Genomic DNA, 23,100 nt, shown 5'->3' with positions numbered 1-23,100 from the left:
TGGTCACAGCAACGGCGTGAGGATGGGGTAGAGGGCGCCGAGCGCGGCGAGGGCCAGCGGGTCGGCGATCATGCGGGCGCGAATGATCCCGTCGGAGATATAGATGTCCGCTGAGGTGAGCAGCGCGGACAGGCCCACCCGCGTCAGCGCGAAGACGGTGAAGCCGAGCGCTCCGAGGACCGGGTCGGCCGTGATGAAGGCGGTCAGCGGGACCAGGTACCAGAGCCAGAAACCGATACGCGTGGTGAAGCCGACGCCGAGGGCCAAGCCGTTGTACGCGGCGGTGCGCCAGTCGTTGTACGTGAGCCAGCGGGTGTTGGTCTCACGGTCCAGTTGCCAGGGAACGGGCTTGAACGCCGCTCCGATGATGACTGCCGACACTGCGGTCACAGCGAGCAGAACCCGCATCGAGGGTTCCATAACCGCGCCGAGGAGACCGACGAATGCCCCGGTGAGCGCTGCTCCGGCCATTGCCGACAATATGAGGACGGCACCAGCCACCACCGAGGAACCGAAGCACCCGGACACGCGGGCGCGCGTGATCATGATGATCACGTTGGGGCCTCAAGGGAGGGTCTGCTGCGCGATCGCGACTATCAGTGCGGACATGACGAGCAGCGTCCAGGGCTGGAGGCCCAGGAGATGGCCGGCGAGCACACCCAGCGCGGCCAGCGGTGTCGCCAACGCCGGCCTGATCCGAGGGCTGGCCAGGATGCCACCCATCATGTCTCCTTTACCTGCCGACCGAGGTCGCGCGGTAGGCAGAGCTATGGAGATGTTCCAGGTCGTCGGCATACCGCAGGATGCCCTTGGCCACCACCAGGCCATTGGACACCGCCACGCCGAAGGGGCCGGAGTGGACCTTGTACCGGTCTCTCACGGCAGCGGCCTCATCGCCCGTGAGCACACGCGCGTTCTCGGGCAGGATCTGCCGGAAACCGGCCGACGACCCGGCCATGGTGCCGTCGCTGACCACACAGGCGAACCCGCCGGGATCGGCGGACCGGGCCACCTCCGTCGCCACCTCGTGGCAGGGCTCGCAGTCCCCGAAGAAGAACAGGACCACGTCGTCCGGCCGCATGCCGGGAAACTGCGGGGCGAGCGCGCCCACGGCGAGTCCGTCGGCGGGCGCGTTTCCGCTCACTGACACACGGTCCTGGAGGATCGACAGTTCACGGCGTACGACCAGCAGTCCGAGAGCGAGCAGAAGTAACCAGACGGAAGCCAGGAAAAATAGTGCGGTATAGCTCATGACGTCTCATTCACCCGTCGAGTCGGACGCTGAAAGGCTTGACTACGGCCAGTGTGGAAAATAGTAGATATCCGCAGGTGATTGCCGTACCGATGAGCAGTCCTGAAATGCGCTGGTCCAGGGTGGGCACCGCCGATGCCGCGGCGACGAACGCCGCGACGCCGATCAGGACGAGGTTGCGCACCACGGTCGCCCACGAGGTCGTCTCGCCCGTGCCGAAGCAGGCGCACTCCACGCTCTTCCCCGCCATGACCGACCGTACGACCACCGCGGTGAAGGCGACCAGAAGCACAAGAGCGCAGGTCGCGGCCGGAAGCAAGGCCGGGCTCACCGCTACGGCGACACCGACCGCGACCTCCAGGGCGCCGAGAATCCGGCCCAAGCCGGGCCGTACGCGCTTGACGACACCGAAGCGGACCAGCGCGAGCGCGAGCGCGAACGGCCGTCTGATCTTGGGAACGCCGCTGGCGACGAAGAGGGCGGCGAGAAGGCCGCAGCCCACTCCAACTAATTCGGCCATGTCCATGGACGTGATCATAAATGGCCGCAATACTTTGATCAATGAGTAAGTCAAAAATCTTGTCATGCTCGGCGGCACTAGTTCTGTTATGCAGCCAAACGGCCTGTTCATCGGGCACGGCGGAGGTAAAACAGGCATCGAGCCCCCCGAGCACACTGGGCTGGACGACCCCCGTGTCATCGCCGGCGACCCCGCCTGGCGGTGTGCCGTGCATCGACGCCGACAAGGCCGGAGAGAAGGGTGCCTCGGTGGGCGGTGTGCGGGCAGGCCCGTTCGGCGCGTCCCTGCGCCAGCAACGCGGTGGCGTGGCCAAACTATGGGTCGCGCAGGATGCCAAGGGCCGGGCGGACGCGCTGATCCGGATCGAGCACGTCGAATCGGGCACCATCGCCTACTTCGTCCGTGACGCCGCGGCGACCGCCACCACAACCAACGACGACGGCACACCCTCCGGGGACACGATCTACCCCGGCGCGATTCTGCTGCCACGTGACGGGCACGTCCGCATCACCGTCAGCATCGGCCGCGCCTCCGGCTGCTTCGCCTACACCCTGTAGGCCGCCAGGTTGCCCGGCCCTCGGGACGTGCGCTTGGACTGTGCCATGACTCAGCGGCGGCCTCGGACCAGGTTGCGCGGCGATTTCTGGGTGACGGTCAGGGCTGATCGCGACGCGCCTGGCAGTATGCGTGGCGCTACGGTCTGTCGAGCGCGGTCGGGGCTTAACGTGGGACCGTGATCGATCCCACGGGCGAGCAGCCGGTATATCTGCAGGTCGCGGCGTCCCTCCGCGAGCGTATCGAGTCCGGCGAATGGCTGCCTCGCCACCGCCTGCCTCGGGTCGCGGAGCTTGAGGGCGAGTATGGCGTGGCTCGGAGCACCATCCTCGAGGCGATCAATCATCTGCGGGACAGCGGTTACGTCTACACGGTCCCGAACTGGGGCACCGTGGTACGTCTCGGATCGGACGACATCACCGTTGTGGTGATCGAGCCGGGGGACTGCGGCATCTTCCGGGTGGCGAGCGAGCAGGAGAGTGAGCGGCTCGGTCTCGATCCGGAAGCCGCCGTGTTCGTGCTTGAAAAGGCGAGTGGCAGGGTCGCGGTGCTGCCTGCCGACAAGGTCGAGATCCGCGGGCCGGAGCTCTGAGCCGACGCCGGCTCTTCGCGAGCGGTCACGTTCTTGAGCCTGTTTCCAACCTCGGGGTCTTTTCCGGAGTTCTTTAGGACATGGACCGTTATGAGGGGTTCCACGAGTTCGTGCGTGCCCGTCAGCAATCGCTGATGCGGACGGCGTACCTGCTCACCGGAGACACCCACCTCGCCGAGGATCTGTTGCAGACGGTCCTCACCCGCGTCGCCTCACACTGGGCCAAGCTCGCCAAGGGCGGCAATCCCGAGGCGTACGCCCGTAAGGCCCTGGTCAACCAGAACATCTCGTGGCGCAGACGCAAGCGGGTCGAGCTGCCGGGAGCCGAGTTGCCGGAGGTCGGTCAGTCGCACGACGAGGCGACCGTGCGGCGGCTCGCCTTGCTGCACGCGCTCGCCCAGCTCACCCCGAAACAGCGGACGGTGATCGTGCTGCGTTACTACGAAGATCACACCGAACACGAGACCGCCCAGCTCATGGGCACGTCGATAGGCACGGTCAAGAGCCAGACGCATTACGCGCTGTCGAAGCTGCGTGCGCTCACCCCACAGGAGGTGGATCGATGAACACGCTCCGCGAGGATCTGCACGAGCTGGCCGCCCACGCGCCCGACGTCGACCTGGCCGACGTGGCGATCAGGGGAGCGCGCCGCCGCAACCGCGTGGTCCGCCTGTCGCTGGCCGCCGCCGTGGTGGCTGCCGGGATCGCCGGCGGCTCCGTCATACGTCTTCAGCAGGAGGTACGGCCGGTGCCGCCGGTCGTTCTCACACCGCCGGAGACCAAGGCGCTGCCGCTGCCCGACAAGGGGGTCGCGCCGGTGGAGCAGGTCTATCGGCCGTTCTGCCGGGGCGGGTGCCAGGAGAGCGGGTGGCGCATCGTGACCCGACGCGGCGAAACCTTTCAGCTGCCCGAGGTGCCGGGGCCGGTGGAGGCCACGGTTGACGGGCGCCGGATCGCCTACTACAGCGAGAAGGACCGCAGGATCGTGGTGCGCGACCTGGCCAGTGGCCAGATCTGGAAGGCGCCGCTGAAGCAGCCGAAGCAGGACTTCAAGGTCGAGTACACCCTGCGGATGTCACCCAACGGGTTGCGGTTCATCGTCTCCGGCTGGGGTGGTCGGCGTGAGCCGAACATGCTGGTGGACATCGAGCAGGGGACGGTGGAGCAACTGGACAGTGGCTGGTGGCCGGTGAGCGTGGCAGACGGTGACGGCCCGGTGGTGCTGGCCAAGCCGTACGACAAGAGCACCAAGGTCTGGGTACGCGGCCATAAGCCGGTCACTATCCCCACCTTCACCTACGAGTTCAGCGCTTTGAACCCTGATGGCCGCAGGCTCGTTCGCATGGGGCAGTTCCTGAGCCGTACGGAGCCGATGGTGCGGAGAGACGGAATGATCGTCACCTTCGACGCCCTCACCGGGGGCATCCAGGCGCGGGTGCCGGTGTCCGGAATTCCGGGAGATCTGGAGCCGGCCAAGCTGGGCGGCTGGTTGAGCGCCGACGAGGTCACGTTGGTCGCCGTCGCGCGGTCGCCCGGGAGCGATGCGTCGGCGGTGGCCTACGCGGTGAATGTGCTGACGGGGAAGGCCCGTAAGTTGTTCCCGCTCCGGGCGGAAGGAGCGTACGCCGTGCCCGGCTTGGTGCATTGATCCAGCGAGGAGGCGGCCACGGGGCGCGCGAGCGTCCCGTGGCCGCCGAAGCCGAAGGAGTTTACTTCAGCCCGTACGCGCGGTCGACGGTCTGGGTGACCGTGCCGCCCGTCTTGTCCTCAGCGTTGACTCGCAGTGACACGAAACCGCTGGTGGCGGCCAGTGCCGGGTGGAGGATGCGGACGCGGAAACGGCCGTCGCCGAGCTTGCGGACGTTCTCGGCCGGGCGCCAGGTGGTGCCGTCGTCGACGGAGTACTCCACCCTGGCCGACCGTGCCTGCGAAGCCGAAGGCGCCGCCGGGCGGGCGGTCAGTTCGAAGGTGAAAGGCCGCCCGGACGGGGCTCGGTTGAGCAGGTCCACCGGCAGGTCGTACTTGAGCACCAAAGCGGGCTGGAACGTGCAGGCCGGGCCGAAGGAGCAGGAGGCGCCGCGGGGCGTGCCTGACGGGTCTGCCGAGGAGGTGAACCGCCAGCCGGTGGTCACCTTCGGCGACAGCGCCCGGTAGCTGGTGTCCACCGCGTCCAGCCGGTACGCGGACGAGCCCGCGGGCACGGTGAACGAGCGGGGGCCCCAGCCCTTCACCGGGATCTCGGTGCCGCCCGCCACAAGGTGAGGGGCGGAGGAGACCGTGCTCAGCGCACTGTAGTGGCGCGGGTCCGAGTCCAGCCACTGCTCGGCGGGCACGAACCGGTCGCCGTCCCGGCACAGCGCGCACGGCACCGTCGCCGGGTAGCGCGCCGGCACGGCGGCCGCGCCGGGCACCAGCGGAGCCTTGAACCAGTCCTCGTCCGTACGGCCCGCCCGCGCGAACGTGTCCTGCGACGTGAGCTCCAGGCCCTGGTTGCCGACCGAGCGCGACCAGAGCACGTCGTCCCCGGCCGGGCCGTAGTACTCGGTGCGTTCGAACGGCATCGTCACCCACTGGCCGAACGACAGCGCGGACGCGCCGGCGGACGTCGTCACCAGCAGGTGTCCCTGGGCGTTCGGCTGGTCGGCGTGATAGCGGGTGTCGACGCGGGCCAGCCGGTCCCGGTCCAGCTTCGCCGGCTTGCGGGGGATCTTCCCCTGTTCGTCATAGCGCAGCCGGTAGTAGGTGGACTCTCCGGTGTAGGGGGTGAGACGCAGCGAGTCCGTACCCCGCCGTACGGTGTCCCGCAGGGCACGACCCTGGGCCGCGTCCAGCCCGAACCGCAGGAACCTGGTGTCGGCGAACCCGGGCAGCCGCGTCCCGGCCCCGTCGGCGTCGTAGAACCCGATGAACCCGGCGGCCCCGCCCTGCTTGGCCAGCGCGGACGCCTCGTCCATCAGCGGGGTCGCGTCGCTGTACGGTGTCGCGCCGGTGCCGAGGGGCACCCCCACCAGCACCAGCTTGCCGGTGACGTCGAGGCCCGCGAAGTCGGCCGGCCTGCCCTGGCCGGCGTAGACGACGGGATAGGTGGTGGGCTTGGTGATGATCGAGCGCACCGTGTCGACCTCGTACGACGGGTCGAGGGTGAGCCTGCCCGCCGTGGCGGTGGCCAGCACGCCCGGCTCCAGCTGCCACATGTGCGACAGCCTCATCGTGCCTGCCTTGACCGACGACACCGGCGTGGCGTACAGGTCCACGTGCCTGCCGTTCTCGGTGCTCGCCGTGATCGAGATGGGCGAGGGCCGGTCGGTGAAGGTCCGTACGTACTGGACCTTGCCCTCGGCGTCCATGGCGTCGCGCGCGGCCGGTTTGAGCGGCACGGTGTCGCGGGCGTCCAGGTCGAGGGTCTGGTCGCCCTTCAGGGTCACGTTGCCGATGACCAGGGAGGTGCGGGTCCTCATGTAGGTCTCGTTCGCGACGGCGATCACCTCGTAGTCGCCGTCCGGCAGGTACTGCTCGCCGTTCCCGGTCAGGTCGAGCCGGCCGTAGTAGTACGCGTACGGATGGAAGGGGTCATCCTTGCTGTTGCTCCGCCGCAACGGGACGATGTAGACCAGCGGCCCGAGCCGCCCGCCCTGGCCGGGACGGGAGGAGAACTCCTTGGCGCCGTAGGAGTTGGTCAGCGAGATCTTCAGCAGGTGCGTGTCCGGGCCGGTGTAGTAGCTGAACGGCGTGGACAGACGGGAGTCGCCCGCCGTCGCGGTGACCCAGCCGCCGTAGGCGCCCTCGGGGCCCAGCGCCGGGTTCACGGTGAGGTCGACCGTGGCGGTGCCGTTCGCGGGGACGGTGACGGTCTCCGCGCCCAGGCGGATCGCTCCCGACGGGGTGGGGCCGCCGCTCCAGGCGCGGGTGTCGGCTTTCAGGGCGAGTGTGATGGGTTCAGGGCCGGTGTTGCGGTACGTGACCTTCTTGGTGACGGTGCCCTTGCCCCGTTCGAGGCGGAGGAAGTCGACGACCGGGTCGGCGAACACGCTCTGCGTGACCGCGCGCCCCAGGTCCAGCCGGCCGCCGCCCTCCTCGAACCAGTTGTGCTTCTCGTTGCGCGCCGAGGTGGAGACCAGGGCGGCGCTCAGTTCGTCGGCGTCCCAGTCGGGATGCTGCTGGGCCAGCACCGCCGCGGCGCCCGCGACGTGCGGCGTGGCCATCGAGGTGCCGCTGAAGGAGGTGTAGCGGTCGTTGCCCGGGATGGACGGCTGCCCGGAGGCGCCGGACCGGGCGGCGACGATGCTGACGCCGGGGGCCACGATGTTCGGCTTGACCGCGGCGTCGTCCAGCCGCGGGCCGATGCTGGAGAACGGGGCCAGGGTCGTACCGGTGATCTTGTCCACCGCGCCGACGGCGAGCGCCTTGTCGGCGGCGGCCGGGACGCTCACCGTCTGGGGCTCGCCCTCGTTGCCCGCGGCGGCGACGAACAGCGTGCCGTACTTCCTGGTCAGCTCGTTGACCGCCTGGCTCGTCGGGTCCGTGCCGTCTCCGCAGCACACGCCGAGGCTCATGTTCACCACGTCGGCGCCCTGGGCCGAGGCCCACTCCATGCCCGCGATCAGCCAGGACAGCTCGCCGTAGCCGTCGTCGTCGAGCACCTTGCCGACGAGCAGTGACGCGGCGGGCGCGACTCCCCGGTACTTGCCGTCGGAGGCGGCGCCGGAGCCGGCGATGGTGGAGGCGACGTGGGTGCCGTGGCCGACCACGTCGGTGGTGTCCGGGGTGGTGGAGAAGTTCTCGGTGGCGGCGATGCGGCCGGTGAAGTCGGGGTGCCCGGCGTCGATGCCGGTGTCGAGGACCGCGACCTTGGTGCCGGCGCCGTCGAAACCCTTCTGCCACGCGGTGGGGCCGCCGATGAGCGGGACGCTCTGGTCCAGGGACGCCGTGACGCGCCGGTCCAGCCAGATCTTGGCAGGCCGGTTCGCCTTCAGTCCGTTGGGCAGGAGGGCCGACCACAGCTTGCCCGTCTCGGCGGTCTGCACCGTCACGGCCGCGCCGTGGATGACGTCGAGCGTGCGGGTGCGCTCGGTGCCGGGCAGGGCCTCGGCGGCCTTCGTGACGGCCGCCTCACCGGGGTTGCCGCCGTAGGTGACGATCAGCGGGATCGCTTGGGTGCGGTGCTCCCGTACGAGCGTCTCCACGTCGAACAGCTCGTCGTCGAGGGTGCCCGCGGCCACCAGGTCGGCGGCGTCGGACGGGATGACCAGGGTGCCACCGTCGCGGTCGGGCAGCGTGGCGAACGTCACCGGCTCGCCGTCAGGCCTGGGTGCGGCCCGGGTGGCTAATATCGGCGGCCCGCCGTTCACGCCCGGCGTGAAGTCGACGACGTCGCCGGTGATCAGCGTGATGGTGCCGGGCTTGAGTGGTTCGTCCGTTGTGGTGGAGGGAGTCGCCGAGCTGGGTGTGGCTGTGCTGCCGAGCACGAGTGCCAGACCGGTGATCACCGCGGCGATGCGGTTGTGGAACAAAGGGGAGGTCCTCCCGTTCGTTGGCGGGCACGTCGCGGGGCCCTCCCCTCGGGTCGCCAGTGTTTGGTCCATCCCGATCGGTTCCGGGAGCGCTCCCAAACGACGCCCCGACGCTTTCCGTGGTGATCTTTATATCGTGCCGCCGGAGCCGGGCATGGGGTTGGGGCGCTGCCTTTGAAACCGCCGCCCCGCCGGTGGGTGCGGGGCGGCGGTCCGTTCCGCCGCAGGAAGGCGGAAGGCTCAGGCGACGGAGATCCGGTCCAGGTTGGGGCCGCCGCCGGCCGTGGTCGAGGTCGTACGGATCGCGTTGGCGCCCGCGTTGAGCGGGACGGTCACGGTGACGGTGCTCCAGGTCGTCCACGCGCCGGTGGCGGGGAAGGCGAGCTCGTCCGAGACCAGAACGCCGTTGACCGTGATGTCCATCGGCCGGTTGGCCGTGGTGCCGTTCGCGAAGCGCAGGACCACCGTGGCGTTGCCCGCCTGGGCGGCCGTCACCGCGAACTCGACGTAGCTGCCGACCACGTTGTCGTAGTTCACGAAGCCGGTGCCGGTGAAGCCCGCGTGGTTGGACTCGACCACGCCCTGGGAGATCGTCGCGTTCTCCGCCTGGTACTCCGTGGGGGCGGGCCCGGCCGCGGCGGTGTCGAGATAGTCGAGGTTCGGGCCGCCGCCGGCCGTGGTGGAGGTGGCCCGCACGGCGTTGGCGCCCGCGTTCAGCGGCGCGGTCACCGTCACGGACTGCCAGGTGGTCCAGGCGCCCGTCGGCGGGAAGGCCAGCTCGTCGGCCACGAGAACGCCGTTGACCGTGATGTCCATCGGCCGGTTGGTCGTGGTGCCGTTGGCGTAGCGGAAGGTCAGCGTGGCGTTGCCCGCCTGCTCCGCCGGCGCATTCCACTCCACGTAGCTGCCGACGACGTTGTCGCCGTTGACGAAGCCGGTGCCGCTGAAGCCCGCGTGGTTGGACTCCACGACGCCCTGGGAGATCGTGGCGTCCTCGGCCTCCAGGAACTCGGTGCCGGGATTGCCCGGCGTGCAGGTGTCGGTGGAACCGGTGGCACTGACGCGCAGGGCGCCACCCGCGGTGTTCTGGCTGTTCTGGACGCAGTAGCCGGTGATCGTCTGGAAGACCATGTCGTTCGGGCTGTTGCTGCCCCGCTCGGCCGTGAACCGGTCGAACGTCACCGTGCTGCCCGTGTTGGCGATCACCGCGGGCCGGCAGTCATTGGAGTTGAACTGGACCGAGCTGTCGACGAACTTGATGTCGTGCGCGTTGTGGATGTACCAGCCGTACGCCGGCCGGGTGCCGATGCTGTTGGGGTTGTAGTTGGTCGGGTCGTTGCTCGGCACGCCGGTGCCCACGCAGCCGTTGCCGCCGGGGACGGTCAGGTCGACGTTGGTGAACGTGACGTTGCGGATCCGGTTGCTGGTGTTCGACTCGCCCCACAGGGTGGCGGTGAAGTTGTTGCCGCTCTGGCCGGAGGAGGTGACGTTCTCGTAGGTGATGTTCTCGATCCGGCCGACGCCCGGACTGTTGCCGCAGCGTCTGCGGGTGCCGATCTTCTCGGTGATCGCCGCCCGTACGTTCGTCATCGTGATGTCCTTGTAGTGGACGTCGGAGATGATCGTGCCGTCCATCGACACCATGCCGAGACCCGACTTGTTCGAGCCGTTGATGGAGATGCGCTCGAAGTGGTAGCCGGTGAAGTTGCCGCAGGTCTCCGAGCCGAACATCAGCGCGTTGCAGCACACGGCCGAGAGCTGGGCGTCGGTGACGGTGACGTTGCCGTTCGCGTAGGTCTGGCCCAGTGCCCAGTCGCTCTTGAAGGCGAGGGCATCGTCGTTGGCCGCGATGTTCGCGTTGCGGATCGTGACGTTCTGCGCGCTGATGACGTTCCAGCCGTCACGGTCGCTGGCCGTGTCGATCCGCAGGTTGTCCGAGGTGATGTTGTTGCAGGCGTTGGTGAGCATCGCGAAGTGGCCGCCGCGCCGCAGGCGGATGCCGCTGACCGTCAGCCCGTCGCACCGGGTGAGCGAGATGATCTTGTCGGCCTCGCCGGAGTCCGGGTTGCCGGTGATGAGGTTGCCGCCGCCGTCGATGGTGCCCGTCCCGACGAACCCGATGTTGGTGAGGCGGTCGCCCCAGATCATCGCGTTGTGGAAATGGCTGTGCCCGTAGTCCTGATAGTCGTCGTTCGGGTTCGACTCCGGGGCGTCGTAGTCGTCATTGGACGCGCCCATGATGGTGGAGCCGCTGTCGAGCTGGATGGTGACGTTGCTCTTCATGTGGATGGAGTTGGCGGACTTGTAGGTGCCCGACGGGAACTGCACGGTCCCGCCGCCGGCGCTGTTCGCCGCCGTGATCGCCGCGTTGATGGCGGCGGTGTCGTTCGTGGAGCCGTTGCCTGTCGCTCCGTAGTCCTTGACGTTGAACACCGCCAGTGCCCCCGCGGACTGGGCGGGGATGACGATCGAGAAGATCGCCAGAACGACGGCGGCAACCCAGGAGGCTGCTCTTGCTAAGGCGGATTCGCTCATGGGGGGTGCTCCTGCCTAACAGTCGGTTGCAGACCTGACGCTCAAGCTAGGCTCAAAGGTCGGATGTGACAAGGGATAGGATTTGGAAACATCCAGATCGAGGGGTTATCGCGCAAAAAACATCGGGTCTCTAAGCGCCGGAATGACTGCAACCGGTTCTGGGATTTGCATCTCAGCACTACGCTGAGACCCATGATTCGCCGCGCCACCATTGACGATGTCCCCGCGATGCTCCAGCTCGTGCACGAGCTGGCCGAGTACGAGAAGGCCGCGCACGAGGTACGGGCGACCGAGGCGCAACTGCGCGAGGTGCTCTTCGGCGCCGAGCCCGCCGTGTTCGCGCACGTCGTCGAACACGACGGTGAGGTGGCCGGTTTCGCGGTGTGGTTCCTCAGCTTCTCCACCTGGCGGGGGACGCACGGGATCTATCTGGAGGACCTGTACGTGCGTCCCGGCATGCGCGGCTCCGGATACGGCAAGGCGTTGCTGGCCGAGCTGGCCCGGATCTGCGCCGAACGCGGCTACCACCGGCTCGAATGGTCGGTGCTCGACTGGAACGAACCGGCCATCGGGTTCTACCGCAAGCTCGGCGCCGTGCCGCTCGACGAGTGGACGATGTTCAGGCTGACCGACGAGCCGCTCCAGCGCCTGGCGGAGTCTGCCGCTGTAGCGCGCTAGATCTCTGGCGGAGTTACCTCACCGGCCTTCTCCGGGGTTCAGACCTTTTCGGAATCGGCCTGCAGGCCGCGTCCGTGAGAGGCGGCCTGCGGTCGATTTGTCGCGTGCCGGCCCGCGGTTGGTTCGCTCCGTGCCAGCGTGCGGTTGTTCGCTGCGTGCCGGCGTGTGTCCGGCTCGCCGCGCTTCCGCGTCCCGTGCGTCAGGTGCCGGCGGGTGCCCGTTCGCGGACGCCGCCGGAGGCGCGGTCGAACATCTCGGTCTTCGGTTCCTCCTCGATGGCCGCGTGCGTCTCCTCTATGCGGAGCGCGATGCCCAGCGCGAAGAACGTGGGCGCCCACTGGCCGACGAAGATCCCCCAACGGTCCGCCCGGTCGACGCCGGCCATCTCGTAGTTCCTCGACATCATCCAGGACGCGATGGACGCGGCGATCGACGCGGCGCCGGCCGCGTACATATGGCTGGACTTGATGCCCATTTTGTGGAGCATTCTGATCATGATTCCCCCTTGTCCTCGTGCTGTTACCCGAGGTCAGGGGCGGTAATCGTGTCCCGCAGGAGTCGGAGAGGATTCGCTCAGGTCTCGGTGAGACCAAGTCGCCATGATCTGTCGGTGGCGGCTGCGATAGTGGGGGAGTGCTTCACACCTCTCTCCTCCTGCCTTGCCATGTCCGTGAGTTGCCCGGCGACGCCATCGAGCTGATGCCCATCGTGCTGCCCATGACCTTGACCAGCTCCCAGCGCCGGCAGCTCGCCGCGATCCTGCTCGACGGGCTCGACGAGCCCGAAGCGTGCGCCACCGTCCTCCCGACCCGTCGCGGTCACTTCGTCCACGTGGCGACGTGACCTCCGTACTCCCCACGCGCCGTGATCACTTCGTCCGCCGCGGCGACGTGATCTCCGTAGTTCACACCTTTGATCTTTCTTGTACGGCACAGCCTGGTAGGCGCCACCCGCCGTACGTGGCCGATGGCCTCCAGGGAGACGGCCTCTGACCCGCACGGGGCCCGGCGCCGTTACGGCGCATCGCCGGCCGTGGCTTCCCTGAAAACCCCCGCGACAGCGGAGGCAGCCCCCGCAGGTCAGTCCGGCGTGGGAGCTACCGCCAGAGCCGCACGGCGCAGGAAAGCGCGTTCGGCCGCGTTGCCGCTGCGCGCGATGGCCGCCTCATACGCCAGTGCCGCCTCCGCGCCACGGCCCAGGCGGCGGAGTAGGTCCGCGCGGATCGCGTGATACAGGTAAAAATCGTCCAGGTCGAGCGTGTTCACCAGGGCCAGTGCCACCGACAGGCCGTTGACCTCGGCCACCACCACCGCCCGGTTCAACGCGACCACCGGGCTCGGTGCCAGCACCATCAGCTGGTCGTACAACTGGAGGATCTGCCCCCAGTCGGTGGCGGCGGCCGACGGCGCGTCGCTGTGCACCGCGTTGATCGCCGCCTGGATCTGGTACGGGCCGGGCCGGCCGCGCCGCAGGCAGGCCCGGACGAGGGCCTGGCCTTCCGCGATCAGGGAGTGCTCCCAGCGGGCCCGGTCCTGGTCGGCCAGGAGCACCAGGTCGCCGTCCGGGGTGGTCCGGGCGGCCCGCCGCGACTCGATCAGCAGCATCAGCGCGAGCAGCCCGAGGACCTCGGGTTCGTCGGGCATCAGCGCGGCCAGCAGGCGGCCCAGCCGGATCGCCTCGGCGGCGAGGTCCTCGCGGGTCAGCCGGTCGCCGGAGCTCGCGGTGTAGCCCTCGTTGAAGATCAGGTACACCACGGCCAGCACGGACCGCAGCCGGGCCGGGAGGTCGGCGTCGGCGGGCACGCGGTAGGGGATGCGGGCGTCGCGGATCTTGCCTTTGGCGCGGACCAGGCGCTGGGCCATGGTCGGCTCGGAGACCAGGAAGGCGTGCGCGATCTCCGCGGTGGACAGGCCGCCGAGCAGCCGAAGGGTGAGCGCGACCTGGGCGGCGGTGGCCAGCGCGGGGTGGCAGCAGGTGAAGATCAGACGGAGCCGGTCGTCGCGCACGGGGCCCTCCTCGGCCGGTTCGTCGCGGGCGTGCAGCAGGGCGGCCTCGGCGTGACGCCGGTCGCGGGTCGCCTCGCGGCGCAGCCGGTCGACGGCCCGGTTGCGGGCGGTGGTGATGATCCAACCGGCGGGGCTGGGCGGCGGGCCGGTGGACGGCCACCGCTTGACCGCCTCGCCGAAGGCGTCCTGGACCGCCTCCTCGGCGAGGTCGATGTCGCCGAAGACGCGGACCAGGACCGACACGGCGCGCCCGTACTCCGCGCGGAACACGCCCTCGACATCCGGCGTCATCGGATCCGGTGTCATCGGACCCGGCGTCGTCGGATCGGGTGTCGTCGGATCGGGTGTCGTCGGATCGGGTGTCATCGGATCGGGTGTCATCGGATCGGACGTGTCATCGGATAGGACGTGTCATCGGATAGGGCGGATCTCGATGGGCAGGGTGGTGGCCTGGGCCATCCGGCCGGCCCAGGCCAGCGCCGCGTCCAGGTCCGGGGCCTCGATCACGGTGAAGCCGCCGACGTGTTCCTTGCCTTCGGTGAAGGGGCCGTCGGTCATCAGCACGTCGCCGTCCCCGGCGCGGACCACGGTGGCCGTGCTCGGTGGATACAGGCCCACGCTGAACACCCACGCGCCGGCGGCGCGCAGCTCCTGGTTCAGCGTCTCCAGGTCGTTCATGATCTTGTCGAGGACCGGCGGAGGCGGCGGGGGCCCGTCCGGCTGGTACACGCTGAGCAGGTACTGGGTCATCACGCCTCCCTCGCGGTGGTGGTCGTCGCGCTGCTGGTCACGACAATGGTCATGGCGAGCTCCTGTCTGGTTCGGCGCCGGCCTCGTGCCGGCGTCTTACCCCTCACACGAACCGCGATGGCCCGGATCGACAGGCGAGCCGGAAAATCTCTCAGAAGTTTCGGTCGCCGCACCTAAAGTACAAGAGATGTTGCACAACAACTCTTGTGGATTTAGGGTGGCGTCATGTCCCAGATCACCGACTCCAGGGTGCTCGCAGCCATGGCGCATCCGGTGCGCCGGCGCCTGCTCGACCTGTTGAAGCTCGATGGCGCCGGCACCGCGAGCGCGCTCGCCCAGCGGACGGGCGAGGCGGTGGGCAACGTCAGCCACCACCTGCGCGCCCTGGCCGCCGCCGGCCTGATAGAGGAGGCGCCCGAGCTGGCCCGCGACCGGCGCGAGCGCTGGTGGCGACGCACCTCCGAGAAGCTCTGCTGGTCCTCCGCGGACTTCGCCGAGGACGCGGCGGGCGAGGCCATCGCCCGCGCCCTGGAGTCGCTCAACCTGGAACGGCAGGTCGGCCACGTACGGCGCTGGGCCGACCAGCCCCAGTCCGAGCAGGAACGCTGGCAGCGCGGCCCGTTCTCCACCGAGACCTGGATCCAGGCGACCGACGACGAGCTGGCGCAGTTCGCCGCCGAGATCATCGCCGTCATGGACAAGTGGGCCGAGCGTGACATCCCTGATGACGGCAAGGAACGCGCCACCGTCTTCACCTTCGCGCGCGGCGTCCCGGGGCAGCCATGACGGCCGAGACGCTGGCCAAGCCCAGGTTCGGATTGCTCCGGGAGCGTGACTTCCGGCTGCTGTGGATCGGCGAGAGCGCCAGCAGTCTGGGCAGCGCCGTCACCGGCGTCGCGCTGCCCCTGGTGGCGGTGACCGTGCTGCACGCCTCCGCGTTCGCCGTCAGCGTGCTGGCGGCGGCCGTCTGGTTACCGTGGCTGCTGGTCGGCCTGCCCGCGGGGGCCTGGGTCGACCGGCTGTCCCGGCGCAGGGTGATGCTCGCCGCCGACTGGGTGTCGATGGCGGCCTTCCTCAGCGTTCCGGCCGCGGCCCTGCTCGGCGTCCTGACCACCGGCCAGCTCGTCGCGGTCGCGCTGGTCGCGGGGACGGCGAAGGTGTTCTTCGCGACCGCTTACCGGGCGTACCTGCCGTCGCTGGTCGAGGGCCGCGACCTGCTGGAGGCCAACGCGAAGCTGCAGGGCAGCGAGCAGGTGGCCAACCTGGCCGGGCCGGGCGTCGCCGGGCTCCTCGCCCAGTTCGCCTCCGCCCTCGGCGGTCTGGTGGTGGACGCGGTGAGCTTCGCCGTCTCGGCGCTCTGCCTGATGCGCGTCAGGCACGTCGAGATCGTCAAGCCGCGGCCCCGGCGGCGGCTGCGCAGCGAGATCAGGGACGGGCTGCGTACGGTGGTGGGCGATCCGCTGCTGCGCGGCAACATGCTCTACGGCTGTGTGGCCAACCTGGCGCTGACCGGCTACCAGTCGCTGCTCGTGGTCTTCCTGGTCGGCGACATCGGCCTGTCCGCGGGCGTGACCGGCGCGCTGCTCGCGGCCACCAGCGCGGGCGGCGTCGCCGGTGCCTTCGCGGCCCGGCCGCTGGCGGCCCGGCTGGGCAGCGCGCGGGCCGTCCTGCTCGGCAAGGCCGGTCTGGCGCCGCTGGGCCTGTTGATCGCGTGCGCGGATCGCGGTGTCGGGCTGGTGCTGTTCGTCGCGGCCAGCATCACGATCATCGGGGGGATCGTCGCCGGGAACGTGATCTTCAGCGGGTTCACGCAGTCGTACGTGCCCGGCGAGCTGATGGGCAGGGTGAGCACCAGCATCCAGGTGGTCAACTTCGGCGCCATCCCGCTCGGCGCCCTGCTGGCGGGCACGCTGGCCGAGGCGTTCTCCGTGCGCGCGGCCCTGTGGGTGATGCTGGGCGTCTTCGCGCTGAGCGGCCTCATCCTGCTGGCCAGCCCACTGCGCCGCCTGCGCGACCTGCCCACCGGCCGAATGGACGCGCAGGCCGGCTCGGTCGCGCGTGGCTGACCTCGCGTGCCGCTTTGATCAGATGAACGAGCCGACAAGGCCGGCGAACTCCTCAGGGGTGACGACCCGCACGCCCAGGCCCTCCGCCTTGCTCCGCTTGGAGCCCGCTTTCTCTCCGGCTACCAGCAGCGATGTCTTCGCCGAGACGCTGGAGGACGCCTTGCCGCCCGCGCGCTCGATCAGCTCGTTCATCTGGTTGCGGCTCAGCGCCTCCAGCGCTCCGCTCATCGCGCCGGTGACCACGACGGACATCCCAGCCAGCGGCAGCTCGAACCCGCCGTCGGCCTTCGTGGCACCGGGCTCGGCGGGTGGTGTCCAGCCCGGCTCCGTCATGGTGACCCCGGCCTTGACCAGCTTGTCGATGAGGGAGGCGAGCTCGACCAGCTCCGCCACCACCACTGGGGCCTTCTCTGGGCCGATGCCCTCGACCGCCTGGATCGCCTCGGCCTCGGCCGTGCGGATGGCGTCCATGCTGCCGAAGTGCCGGGCGATGCGCCGGCTCATGGACCGACCGGTGCCGCGCACGCCGAGCGCGCAGAACACCCGGCTGAGCGGCTGGCCCTTGGCCCGCTCGATGGCCGCGAGCAGGTTGTCGGTGCTGGTCTCGCCCATGCGCTCCAGGCCGAGCAGCTGCTCGCGGGTCAGGAAGAACAGGTCGGCGAAGTCGGCGATGAGGCCCGCGTCCAGCATCTGCTTGATGCGGTTCTCGGCCAGTCCCTCGATGTCGAGCTGGTCGCGGCCCGCGGCGTAGACGATGGAGGCGATCGCGCGGCACTGACGCCCGCGCACGCACCGCCACCGCTCCTGGGAGCTGTCGATCGCGTCGCCACAGGACGGGCAGGCCGCCGGAATCTCGATCGGCTGTTCCTCACCCGTGCGCAGATGCACCACCGGCGCCTCGACCCGCGGGATGACGTCGCCCGCCTTGTAGACGGTGACGCTGTCGCCGAGCATCAAGCCTCGCCGCGCGATGTCGGCGGGATTGTGCAGAGTGGCGTAGGTGACGATGCTGCCGTCGAGCTCGACCGGCTCCAGCACGGCCCGCGGGGCGATGATGCCGGTGCGGCCGGTGTTCCACTCCACGGCCAGCAACTTGGTGATCTTCTCGGTGGCGGGCAGCTTGTAGGCCGTCGCCCAGCGCGGCGCGCGCGAGCTGAACCCGGCCTGCGCCTGGTCGGCCGCCAGATCACACTTGATCACGATGCCGTCGATGCCGAACGACAGCTCGGAACGGGCGGCGGCGATCTCCCCGACGCGCTCCTGAACCCGCTCCAGCGACTCGGCCACGATGCCCGCGACCGGCGTGGCCGCCGTGGTCTGCACGCCCTGCCCGGCCACCCACTCCATGACCTCGCTGTGCGGCAGCTCGCGCAGCCGGACTGCCGGCTCGGAGGCGTCGTCGGGGTGGGGCAGCGCGCCGTAACCGAAGAACGTCAGCTCGCACACGTACGGCCGGTCCTGTGCCCGCAGCGTGCCCGCCGCCGCGCTGCGCGGATTGGCGAACGTGGTGCCGTCGTGCGCCTGCCGCTTGGCACAGGCGTCCTCGAACTGCGAGGCGGTCATCATCACCTCACCGCGCAGCTCGACCGTGACCGGCTCGGCCAGCCGCTCGGGCAGGCCGACGATGGTGCCGATGGCGTGGGAGACATCCTCGCCCGCGGTGCCGTCGCCCCGCGTGACCAGCTGGGCCAGCCGCCCGTTCCGGTAGCGCGCCGAGATGGCCAGCCCGTCGAGCTTCGGCTCCACACTCCACGCCGTCACGGGCCTGCCGAGCCTGCGCTCCAGCCCCGCCGCCCAGTCCGCGAGCTGCTCGGGGCCGAAGACGTTGTCCAGACTGAGCATCGGCACCGTGTGCGGCACGTCGCCCGTCACCGCCCCACCGGCCACCTTGCCGGTCGGCGAGGACGGCAGCACCGACTCAGGGTGCGCCTTCTCGTACGCCTGAATGCCCCGGACCAACCGGTCATAGGCATCGTCGTCGAGCGTCGAGGTGCCGTCGGCGTAGTAGGCGGCGGCCGCATCGACAGCCAACTGCACGGCTTCGGCGTAGGCCGTGTCGTCGGACAGGGCGGTGATGGGAGGTGTCTCGGTCATGGGTCCATCATGTCGAGCCCCACTGACACTTCCGCCCTGTCAACTGGGCTGGAACAGACCCTCACGGACCTTCACGCCGGGGCGCCACCCCAGCATGCGTGAGATGGCCAGAGCACAGGTGATCACCGCGGGAAGGATCGCCTGCCGGTCCACGGACCCGGACCGGAAGACGACCGACAGCGCGGCCACCACTTTTCCCTCGTTGTCGATGATCCGGGCCGCGATCGAGTCGGCGCCGTCGGACAGCTCTCCATGAACAAGAGCAGTACCGGTACGGCGACAGTTGGCGAGCTCCTTGCGGAGCGTCGACGGATCGGTCACCGTCCGGGAAGTGAATCGCTGCAGGCACCCGTCAAGAACCTCCTCGAGAAGGTCAGGTCCACTGTGGCTGAGCAGGATCTTCCCGACGCCGGAGCAATGCAGAGGGAGGCGTCCGCCGACCTGCGACATCAGCTCCATGGCTTGAGGGGCGGAGAGACGCTCGATGACCACCGCCTCGTTGCCCTCCAGCACCGCGAGTTGAACATGCTGATGGAGGGCGCTGTAGAGATCCTCCATGTACGGCCGGGCCATGGCCCGCAGCGATTCTGTCAGGGGTGCCAGCGTGCCCAACCGCCACAGTTTCAGACCGACGGAGAACCGGCCGTCGGCCCGGCGATCAAGGGCGCCTGCCTGCGTGAGTTCCAGCACGAGCCGGCGTACCGTCGGGCGCGGCAGGCCCGTCTTGCGCACAAGCTCGGCCAGGTTCAGCTCGGTCTGGCCGGGCTCGAAGCAGAACAGCAGTTCAAGCAGCCGGGAGCTGACACTTCGCCCCGGTTCGCTCGTACGCGGCATAACGCGGTTGCCTCCCCTGTCGTGTTCCCAACGCACTGTAAGTGCGGCATCGGCGCGAAGGTGGAAGGAGCTTCGATCATTCAATGAGCACCGCGGTTCCCTGAAGAGCGAGACTGGCACAGGATCACCGCATGAGCGCATCGCCTGTCCGTGTCGCCATCGTCGGTGGCGGCATCGGTGGCCTCGCCGCCGCCGCCTTCCTGCACCGCGCGGGTATCCCGAGTGTCGTCTATGAGCAGACCCCCGAACTGAGAGAGGTCGGCGCCGGGCTCGTCCTGGCGCCCAACGCAGTACGGCTGCTGCGCCGGCTGGGCGCGATGGACCGGTTGACGGACCACGTGGTCCCGCTGGAGGTGGGGTGGGAGTTCCGCCGGTGGGAGGACGGGCGGGTCCTGTCGGCGGAGGACCTGGTCGGCGCATGCGAGCGTCTGTACGGGGAACGTACCTACACCGTGCACCGGGCCGACCTCCTGGACGCGATCAGCTCCGCGGTCCCTTCGGGCGCGGTCCAGCTGGGGAGACGCTGCGCCTCCGTCACGGTACGCGCCGATCGCGCGGTATTGGACTTCGCCGACGGAACCTCGGCCGAGGCCGATGTCGTGATCGGCGCCGACGGCGTTCACTCGACGGTGCGGGGCGCGGTCACCACTCCCACACCGGCGACCTATTCGGGAATCTGCGCCTTCCGCGCCCTCGTGCCGGCCGAGCACGCGCCCGCCTTCGCCCGCCGCCGGGCCCAGACGCTGTGGCTCGGCCCGGACCACCACCTGGTCCACTACCCCATCTGCGGCGGAGCCGTGGTCAACCTCGTGGCGATCGCCCCGGCCGGCGGCTGCACGGCCGAGTCATGGAGCGCCACCGCGACCGTGGCGGAGTTCCTCGCCGAGTTCGCGGACTGGGACCCGCGCCTGCGGGAGCTGATCCAGGCAGCCGGCACACCGGGCCGATGGGCGCTGCTCGACCGCAGGCCGCTCGAACGCTGGAGCCACGGGCCACTCACCCTCCTGGGCGACGCCGCGCACCCGATGTTCCCCTTCTTCGCCCAGGGCGCCGCGCAGTCCATCGAGGACGCCGCGGTCCTGGCCCGTTGCATCGCGCAGGACCCGCAGGCCCCCGTACACGCGCTGCGTCGCTACGAGTCGCTCCGGATCGCACGCACCGCGCGGCTGCAGGAGGTCAGCCACGCCCGGGCCCACGTCAACCACCTGCCGGACGGGCCTGAGCAGGAAGCCCGGGACGCGGCGCTCGCGGACGCGGATCCGCTGGTCGCCAATGGGTGGATCTACGCCTACGACGCCGAGGCGGAAGCGAGCGCGGCATCGGTCTGATGCCGCGACCGAACAGGACGACGAGGAGTACACGCATGGAGCTGTTCAGTGAGGAACGATCGGCGCACGTGGTCGCTGAGAGCTTCGCCGGCACGGCGGACCCGCGGTTGCGGGACGTGCTGACCGCACTGGTGCGGCATCTGCATGCCTTCGTGAGAGAGACGGAGCTGACCGAGGAGGAGTGGTGCGCGGGCATCGACTTCCTCACCCGGACCGGGCAGAAGTGCGACGCCGCGCGGCAGGAGTTCGTGCTGCTCTCCGACGTGCTGGGCGTCTCGATGCTGGTAGAGACGATCAACCACCGCAGCGGAGGCACCTCGACGGAGTCGACGGTGCTCGGTCCGTTCCACATGGTCGAGTCCCCGCCACGCGAACTGGGTGAGAACATCGCGCTGGACAGCAAGGGGGAGCCGTGCCTGGTCACCGGCCAGGTCAAAGGACCCGACGGCGAACCGCTGGCCGGCGCGCTGGTCGACGTGTGGCAGGCCAACGCCGATGGCTTCTACGACGTGCAGCAGCCGGGCGTGCAGCCTGAGCTGAACCTGCGCGGGCTGTTCACCTCCGACGAGGATGGCAGGTTCTGGTTCCGGACGATCGTGCCCCGCTATTGCCCGATCCCCGACGACGGGCCGGTGGGCGAGCTCCTGGCCGCGACCGGCCGGCACCCGTACCGGCCGGCGCACATGCACTTCATCGTCACCGCTCCGGGATACCGCCCGGTCACTACGCACCTGTTCGTCGACGACAGCCCCTATCTGGACTCCGATGCCGTCTTCGGTGTCAAGGAGAGCCTGATCCGGCGATTCGCGCTCGTCGACCACGAGGCGCGCGCGGCCGAGGCCGGACTGCCCAACCCGTTCCGCACCGTCCACTTCGACGTCGCCTTGCTCCGCGCCGCCCACGCCGGCGGAAGCCTGGATTAACGGCAGGTTTCCACCGTGACACATATTGATTGCTCGTTACGCCAGTGAGTTACACGTAACGAACGCACAGCCACGGATCGTCAAAGTGCGTAACGCGCGCTTCCTACATTCGAGTCCTCGCCACCGAATGTAGGAGGAACGATGGCGCGCTGGATAGCCGATTGGCACCCCGACGACAAGACCTTCTGGGAGGGCTCCGGCAAGCGGATCGCCCGGCGCAATCTCGTCTTCTCGATCCTGGCCGAGCACCTCGGGTTCACGGTGTGGACGCTGCTGAGCATCGTGGCCGCCAAGATGGGCGCCTACGACTTCTCCACCGACCAGCTCTTCTGGCTCGTGGCACTGCCCAACCTCGTCGGCTCCGTGTTGCGCGTCCCCTACACGTTCGGGCCGGCCAGGTTCGGTGGCGCCACGTTCACCACGGTCAGCGCGTTGCTGCTGGTCATCCCCACGGTGCTGCTCGGGCTGGCGGTCAGCGACCCGGGCACCCCGTACTGGATGTTCCTGGTGATCGCGGCGCTGGCCGGGGTCGGCGGCGGCAACTTCGCCTCCAGCATGGCGAACATCACCTACTTCTACCCGCGCTCGCGGCAGGGGGTGGCGCTCGGGCTGAACGCGGCCGGCGGCAACATCGGGGTCAGCTCCGTGCAGCTGGTCATGCCGCTGGTGATCGGCGGGTTCGGGCTGGCCGCCGCGGGCTGGTTCTGGGTGCCGCTGGTCGTCGTGGCCGCCGTCTGCGCCTGGTTCTTCATGGACAACCTGGCGGTGGCCAAGGCCAAGCCGCGCGAGCAGCTGGCGGTGGCCGGGCGGGCGCAGACGTGGATCATGTCGTTCCTGTACATCGGCACGTTCGGCTCGTTCATCGGCTACTCGACGGCCTTCCCGCTACTGGCCAAGAGCCTGTTCCCCGGCTCGCCGTGGGCGGCGGTGGCGTTCGTCGGCCCGCTGCTCGGCTCGCTGATCAGGCCGGTCGGCGGCTGGCTCGCCGACAAGAAGGGCGGGGCGCCGGTGACCCTGTGGAACTTCGCCGGCATGGGCGTCGGAGTGGTCCTGATCTGGCTGGCCAGCACCTCGGGCAACTTCTGGCTGTTCTTCCTGTCCTTTCAGGTGCTCTTCATCACGGCGGGCATCGGCAACGGCTCCACCTACCGGATGATCCCGGCGATCTTCCAGGCCAAGGCCGTGGCCGAGCGCGGCGCCGGCGAGGAGGCCCTGATGTACGGCAAGCGGCAGGCGTCCGCGGCCATCGGGATCATCTCCGCGGTCGGGGCGCTCGGCGGCTTCTTCATCAACCGGGCGTTCGGCATGTCGTTCGCCCAGACAGGTAGCCCGGCCACCGCGTTCGTCGGGTTCGGCGCCTTCTACGTGGCCTGCTTCACGCTGACCTGGTGGTGCTACACGCGCAAGGTCGGCGTCTCGCTCGTGGGCAGCCTGGCCGACGCCCGTGTCTGAGGATC

The 23,100-nt window shown here is 69.4% G+C and carries 22 protein-coding genes; 11 read left to right on the top strand and 11 right to left on the bottom strand.

Translation table 11 applies throughout. The features are described 5' to 3' along the window. Positions 1–3 precede the first annotated feature (3 nt). The 4 genes from AB0B91_RS04425 to AB0B91_RS04410 all read right to left on the bottom strand — a co-directional run bounded on the left by AB0B91_RS04425 (position 4) and on the right by AB0B91_RS04410 (position 1,772). Entirely contained in the window at positions 4–408 is a 405-nt protein-coding gene (locus tag AB0B91_RS04425; protein ID WP_358315353.1) for a hypothetical protein, read from the bottom strand. Between the two features lie 156 nt (positions 409–564). Next, positions 565–726, bottom strand: a complete 162-nt coding sequence (locus tag AB0B91_RS04420) for a hypothetical protein (protein ID WP_358315350.1) — start codon at positions 724–726, stop codon at positions 565–567. 7 nt (positions 727–733) lie between these two features. After that, the gene (locus AB0B91_RS04415) at positions 734–1,252 is read right to left on the bottom strand and encodes a hypothetical protein (protein WP_358315347.1); all 519 of its coding nucleotides are present in this window, start codon (positions 1,250–1,252) and stop codon (positions 734–736) included. 10 nt (positions 1,253–1,262) lie between these two features. After that, a complete protein-coding gene (locus tag AB0B91_RS04410) occupies positions 1,263–1,772 on the bottom strand; it encodes a MauE/DoxX family redox-associated membrane protein (RefSeq protein ID WP_358315344.1) in 510 nt (169 codons plus the stop codon). 173 nt (positions 1,773–1,945) lie between these two features. Between AB0B91_RS04410 and AB0B91_RS04405 the strand changes: the two genes are divergently transcribed. From AB0B91_RS04405 to AB0B91_RS04390, 4 genes are all read left to right on the top strand, one after another. Then, the gene (locus AB0B91_RS04405) at positions 1,946–2,329 is read left to right on the top strand and encodes a hypothetical protein (RefSeq protein WP_358315341.1); all 384 of its coding nucleotides are present in this window, start codon (positions 1,946–1,948) and stop codon (positions 2,327–2,329) included. A 176-nt stretch (positions 2,330–2,505) separates the two neighbouring features. Further along, the gene (locus AB0B91_RS04400) at positions 2,506–2,919 is read left to right on the top strand and encodes a GntR family transcriptional regulator (RefSeq protein ID WP_358315338.1); all 414 of its coding nucleotides are present in this window, start codon (positions 2,506–2,508) and stop codon (positions 2,917–2,919) included. 80 nt (positions 2,920–2,999) lie between these two features. Next, positions 3,000–3,485, top strand: a complete 486-nt coding sequence (locus AB0B91_RS04395) for a SigE family RNA polymerase sigma factor (protein ID WP_358315335.1) — start codon at positions 3,000–3,002, stop codon at positions 3,483–3,485. Continuing rightward, on the top strand, positions 3,482–4,567 hold the full coding sequence (locus AB0B91_RS04390) for a hypothetical protein (protein WP_358315333.1): 1,086 nt from the start codon (positions 3,482–3,484) through the stop codon (positions 4,565–4,567). The genes AB0B91_RS04395 and AB0B91_RS04390 overlap by 4 nt, the downstream gene beginning before the upstream one ends. Positions 4,568–4,628: 61 nt before the next feature. On the opposite strand, the gene AB0B91_RS04385 is transcribed toward AB0B91_RS04390, so the two are convergent. Together AB0B91_RS04385 and AB0B91_RS04380 are read right to left on the bottom strand one after the other, a co-directional pair. Continuing rightward, positions 4,629–8,429, bottom strand: a complete 3,801-nt coding sequence (locus AB0B91_RS04385; protein WP_358315330.1) for a S8 family serine peptidase — start codon at positions 8,427–8,429, stop codon at positions 4,629–4,631. A gap of 240 nt (positions 8,430–8,669) precedes the next feature. Further along, positions 8,670–10,964, bottom strand: coding sequence for a glycosyl hydrolase family 28 protein (locus AB0B91_RS04380; RefSeq protein WP_358315327.1), 2,295 nt, complete (start codon positions 10,962–10,964; stop codon positions 8,670–8,672). Between the two features lie 192 nt (positions 10,965–11,156). On the opposite strand from AB0B91_RS04380, the gene AB0B91_RS04375 reads away from it, so the two are divergent. After that, positions 11,157–11,642 (top strand): GNAT family N-acetyltransferase, encoded by a 486-nt coding sequence (locus AB0B91_RS04375; protein WP_358315324.1) that lies wholly within the window; start codon positions 11,157–11,159, stop codon positions 11,640–11,642. Positions 11,643–11,841: 199 nt separating this feature from the next. Here AB0B91_RS04375 and AB0B91_RS04370 read toward each other — a convergent pair whose 3' ends face one another. Next, positions 11,842–12,138 carry a hypothetical protein gene (locus AB0B91_RS04370; RefSeq protein WP_358315321.1) on the bottom strand — a complete coding sequence of 99 codons (297 nt, stop codon included), beginning with the start codon at positions 12,136–12,138 and terminating at the stop codon, positions 11,842–11,844. 137 nt (positions 12,139–12,275) lie between these two features. Between AB0B91_RS04370 and AB0B91_RS04365 the strand changes: the two genes are divergently transcribed. Then, positions 12,276–12,485 carry a hypothetical protein gene (locus AB0B91_RS04365; RefSeq protein ID WP_219531178.1) on the top strand — a complete coding sequence of 70 codons (210 nt, stop codon included), beginning with the start codon at positions 12,276–12,278 and terminating at the stop codon, positions 12,483–12,485. Between the two features lie 236 nt (positions 12,486–12,721). Here AB0B91_RS04365 and AB0B91_RS04360 read toward each other — a convergent pair whose 3' ends face one another. Together AB0B91_RS04360 and AB0B91_RS04355 are read right to left on the bottom strand one after the other, a co-directional pair. Then, on the bottom strand, positions 12,722–13,939 hold the full coding sequence (locus tag AB0B91_RS04360; protein WP_358315318.1) for an RNA polymerase sigma factor: 1,218 nt from the start codon (positions 13,937–13,939) through the stop codon (positions 12,722–12,724). 120 nt (positions 13,940–14,059) lie between these two features. After that, positions 14,060–14,398: a YciI family protein gene (locus AB0B91_RS04355; RefSeq protein ID WP_358315315.1), complete on the bottom strand. Its 339-nt coding sequence runs from the start codon at positions 14,396–14,398 to the stop codon at positions 14,060–14,062. 225 nt (positions 14,399–14,623) lie between these two features. Here AB0B91_RS04355 and AB0B91_RS04350 point away from each other — a divergent pair, with 225 nt between their 5' ends. Then, a complete protein-coding gene (locus AB0B91_RS04350) occupies positions 14,624–15,184 on the top strand; it encodes a helix-turn-helix domain-containing protein (RefSeq protein WP_358315312.1) in 561 nt (186 codons plus the stop codon). After that, positions 15,181–16,464, top strand: coding sequence for an MFS transporter (locus tag AB0B91_RS04345; protein WP_358315308.1), 1,284 nt, complete (start codon positions 15,181–15,183; stop codon positions 16,462–16,464). The genes AB0B91_RS04350 and AB0B91_RS04345 overlap by 4 nt, the downstream gene beginning before the upstream one ends. 18 nt (positions 16,465–16,482) lie before the next feature. On the opposite strand, the gene ligA is transcribed toward AB0B91_RS04345, so the two are convergent. Both ligA and AB0B91_RS04335 read right to left on the bottom strand, forming a co-directional pair. Then, positions 16,483–18,558, bottom strand: coding sequence for an NAD-dependent DNA ligase LigA (ligA, locus tag AB0B91_RS04340; protein ID WP_358315305.1), 2,076 nt, complete (start codon positions 18,556–18,558; stop codon positions 16,483–16,485). A 39-nt stretch (positions 18,559–18,597) separates the two neighbouring features. Further along, on the bottom strand, positions 18,598–19,512 hold the full coding sequence (locus AB0B91_RS04335; RefSeq protein WP_358315302.1) for an IclR family transcriptional regulator: 915 nt from the start codon (positions 19,510–19,512) through the stop codon (positions 18,598–18,600). Positions 19,513–19,523: 11 nt separating this feature from the next. Here AB0B91_RS04335 and AB0B91_RS04330 point away from each other — a divergent pair, with 11 nt between their 5' ends. The 3 genes from AB0B91_RS04330 (at position 19,524) to AB0B91_RS04320 (ending at position 23,095) form a co-directional block, all read left to right on the top strand. Continuing rightward, positions 19,524–20,720: an FAD-dependent monooxygenase gene (locus tag AB0B91_RS04330; RefSeq protein WP_358315299.1), complete on the top strand. Its 1,197-nt coding sequence runs from the start codon at positions 19,524–19,526 to the stop codon at positions 20,718–20,720. Positions 20,721–20,755: 35 nt separating this feature from the next. Beyond that, positions 20,756–21,643 (top strand): intradiol ring-cleavage dioxygenase, encoded by an 888-nt coding sequence (locus AB0B91_RS04325; RefSeq protein ID WP_358315296.1) that lies wholly within the window; start codon positions 20,756–20,758, stop codon positions 21,641–21,643. A gap of 141 nt (positions 21,644–21,784) precedes the next feature. Then, entirely contained in the window at positions 21,785–23,095 is a 1,311-nt protein-coding gene (locus AB0B91_RS04320) for an MFS transporter (protein WP_358315293.1), read from the top strand. Positions 23,096–23,100 lie beyond the last annotated feature (5 nt).

Origin of the sequence: Nonomuraea sp. NPDC049141, assembly GCF_040648415.1 — a bacterium.
Taxonomy (GTDB): Bacteria; Actinomycetota; Actinomycetes; order Streptosporangiales; family Streptosporangiaceae; genus Nonomuraea.
Note: the sequence above shows the minus strand (reverse complement) of the source record. Positions and strands in the feature narration are given on the sequence as shown.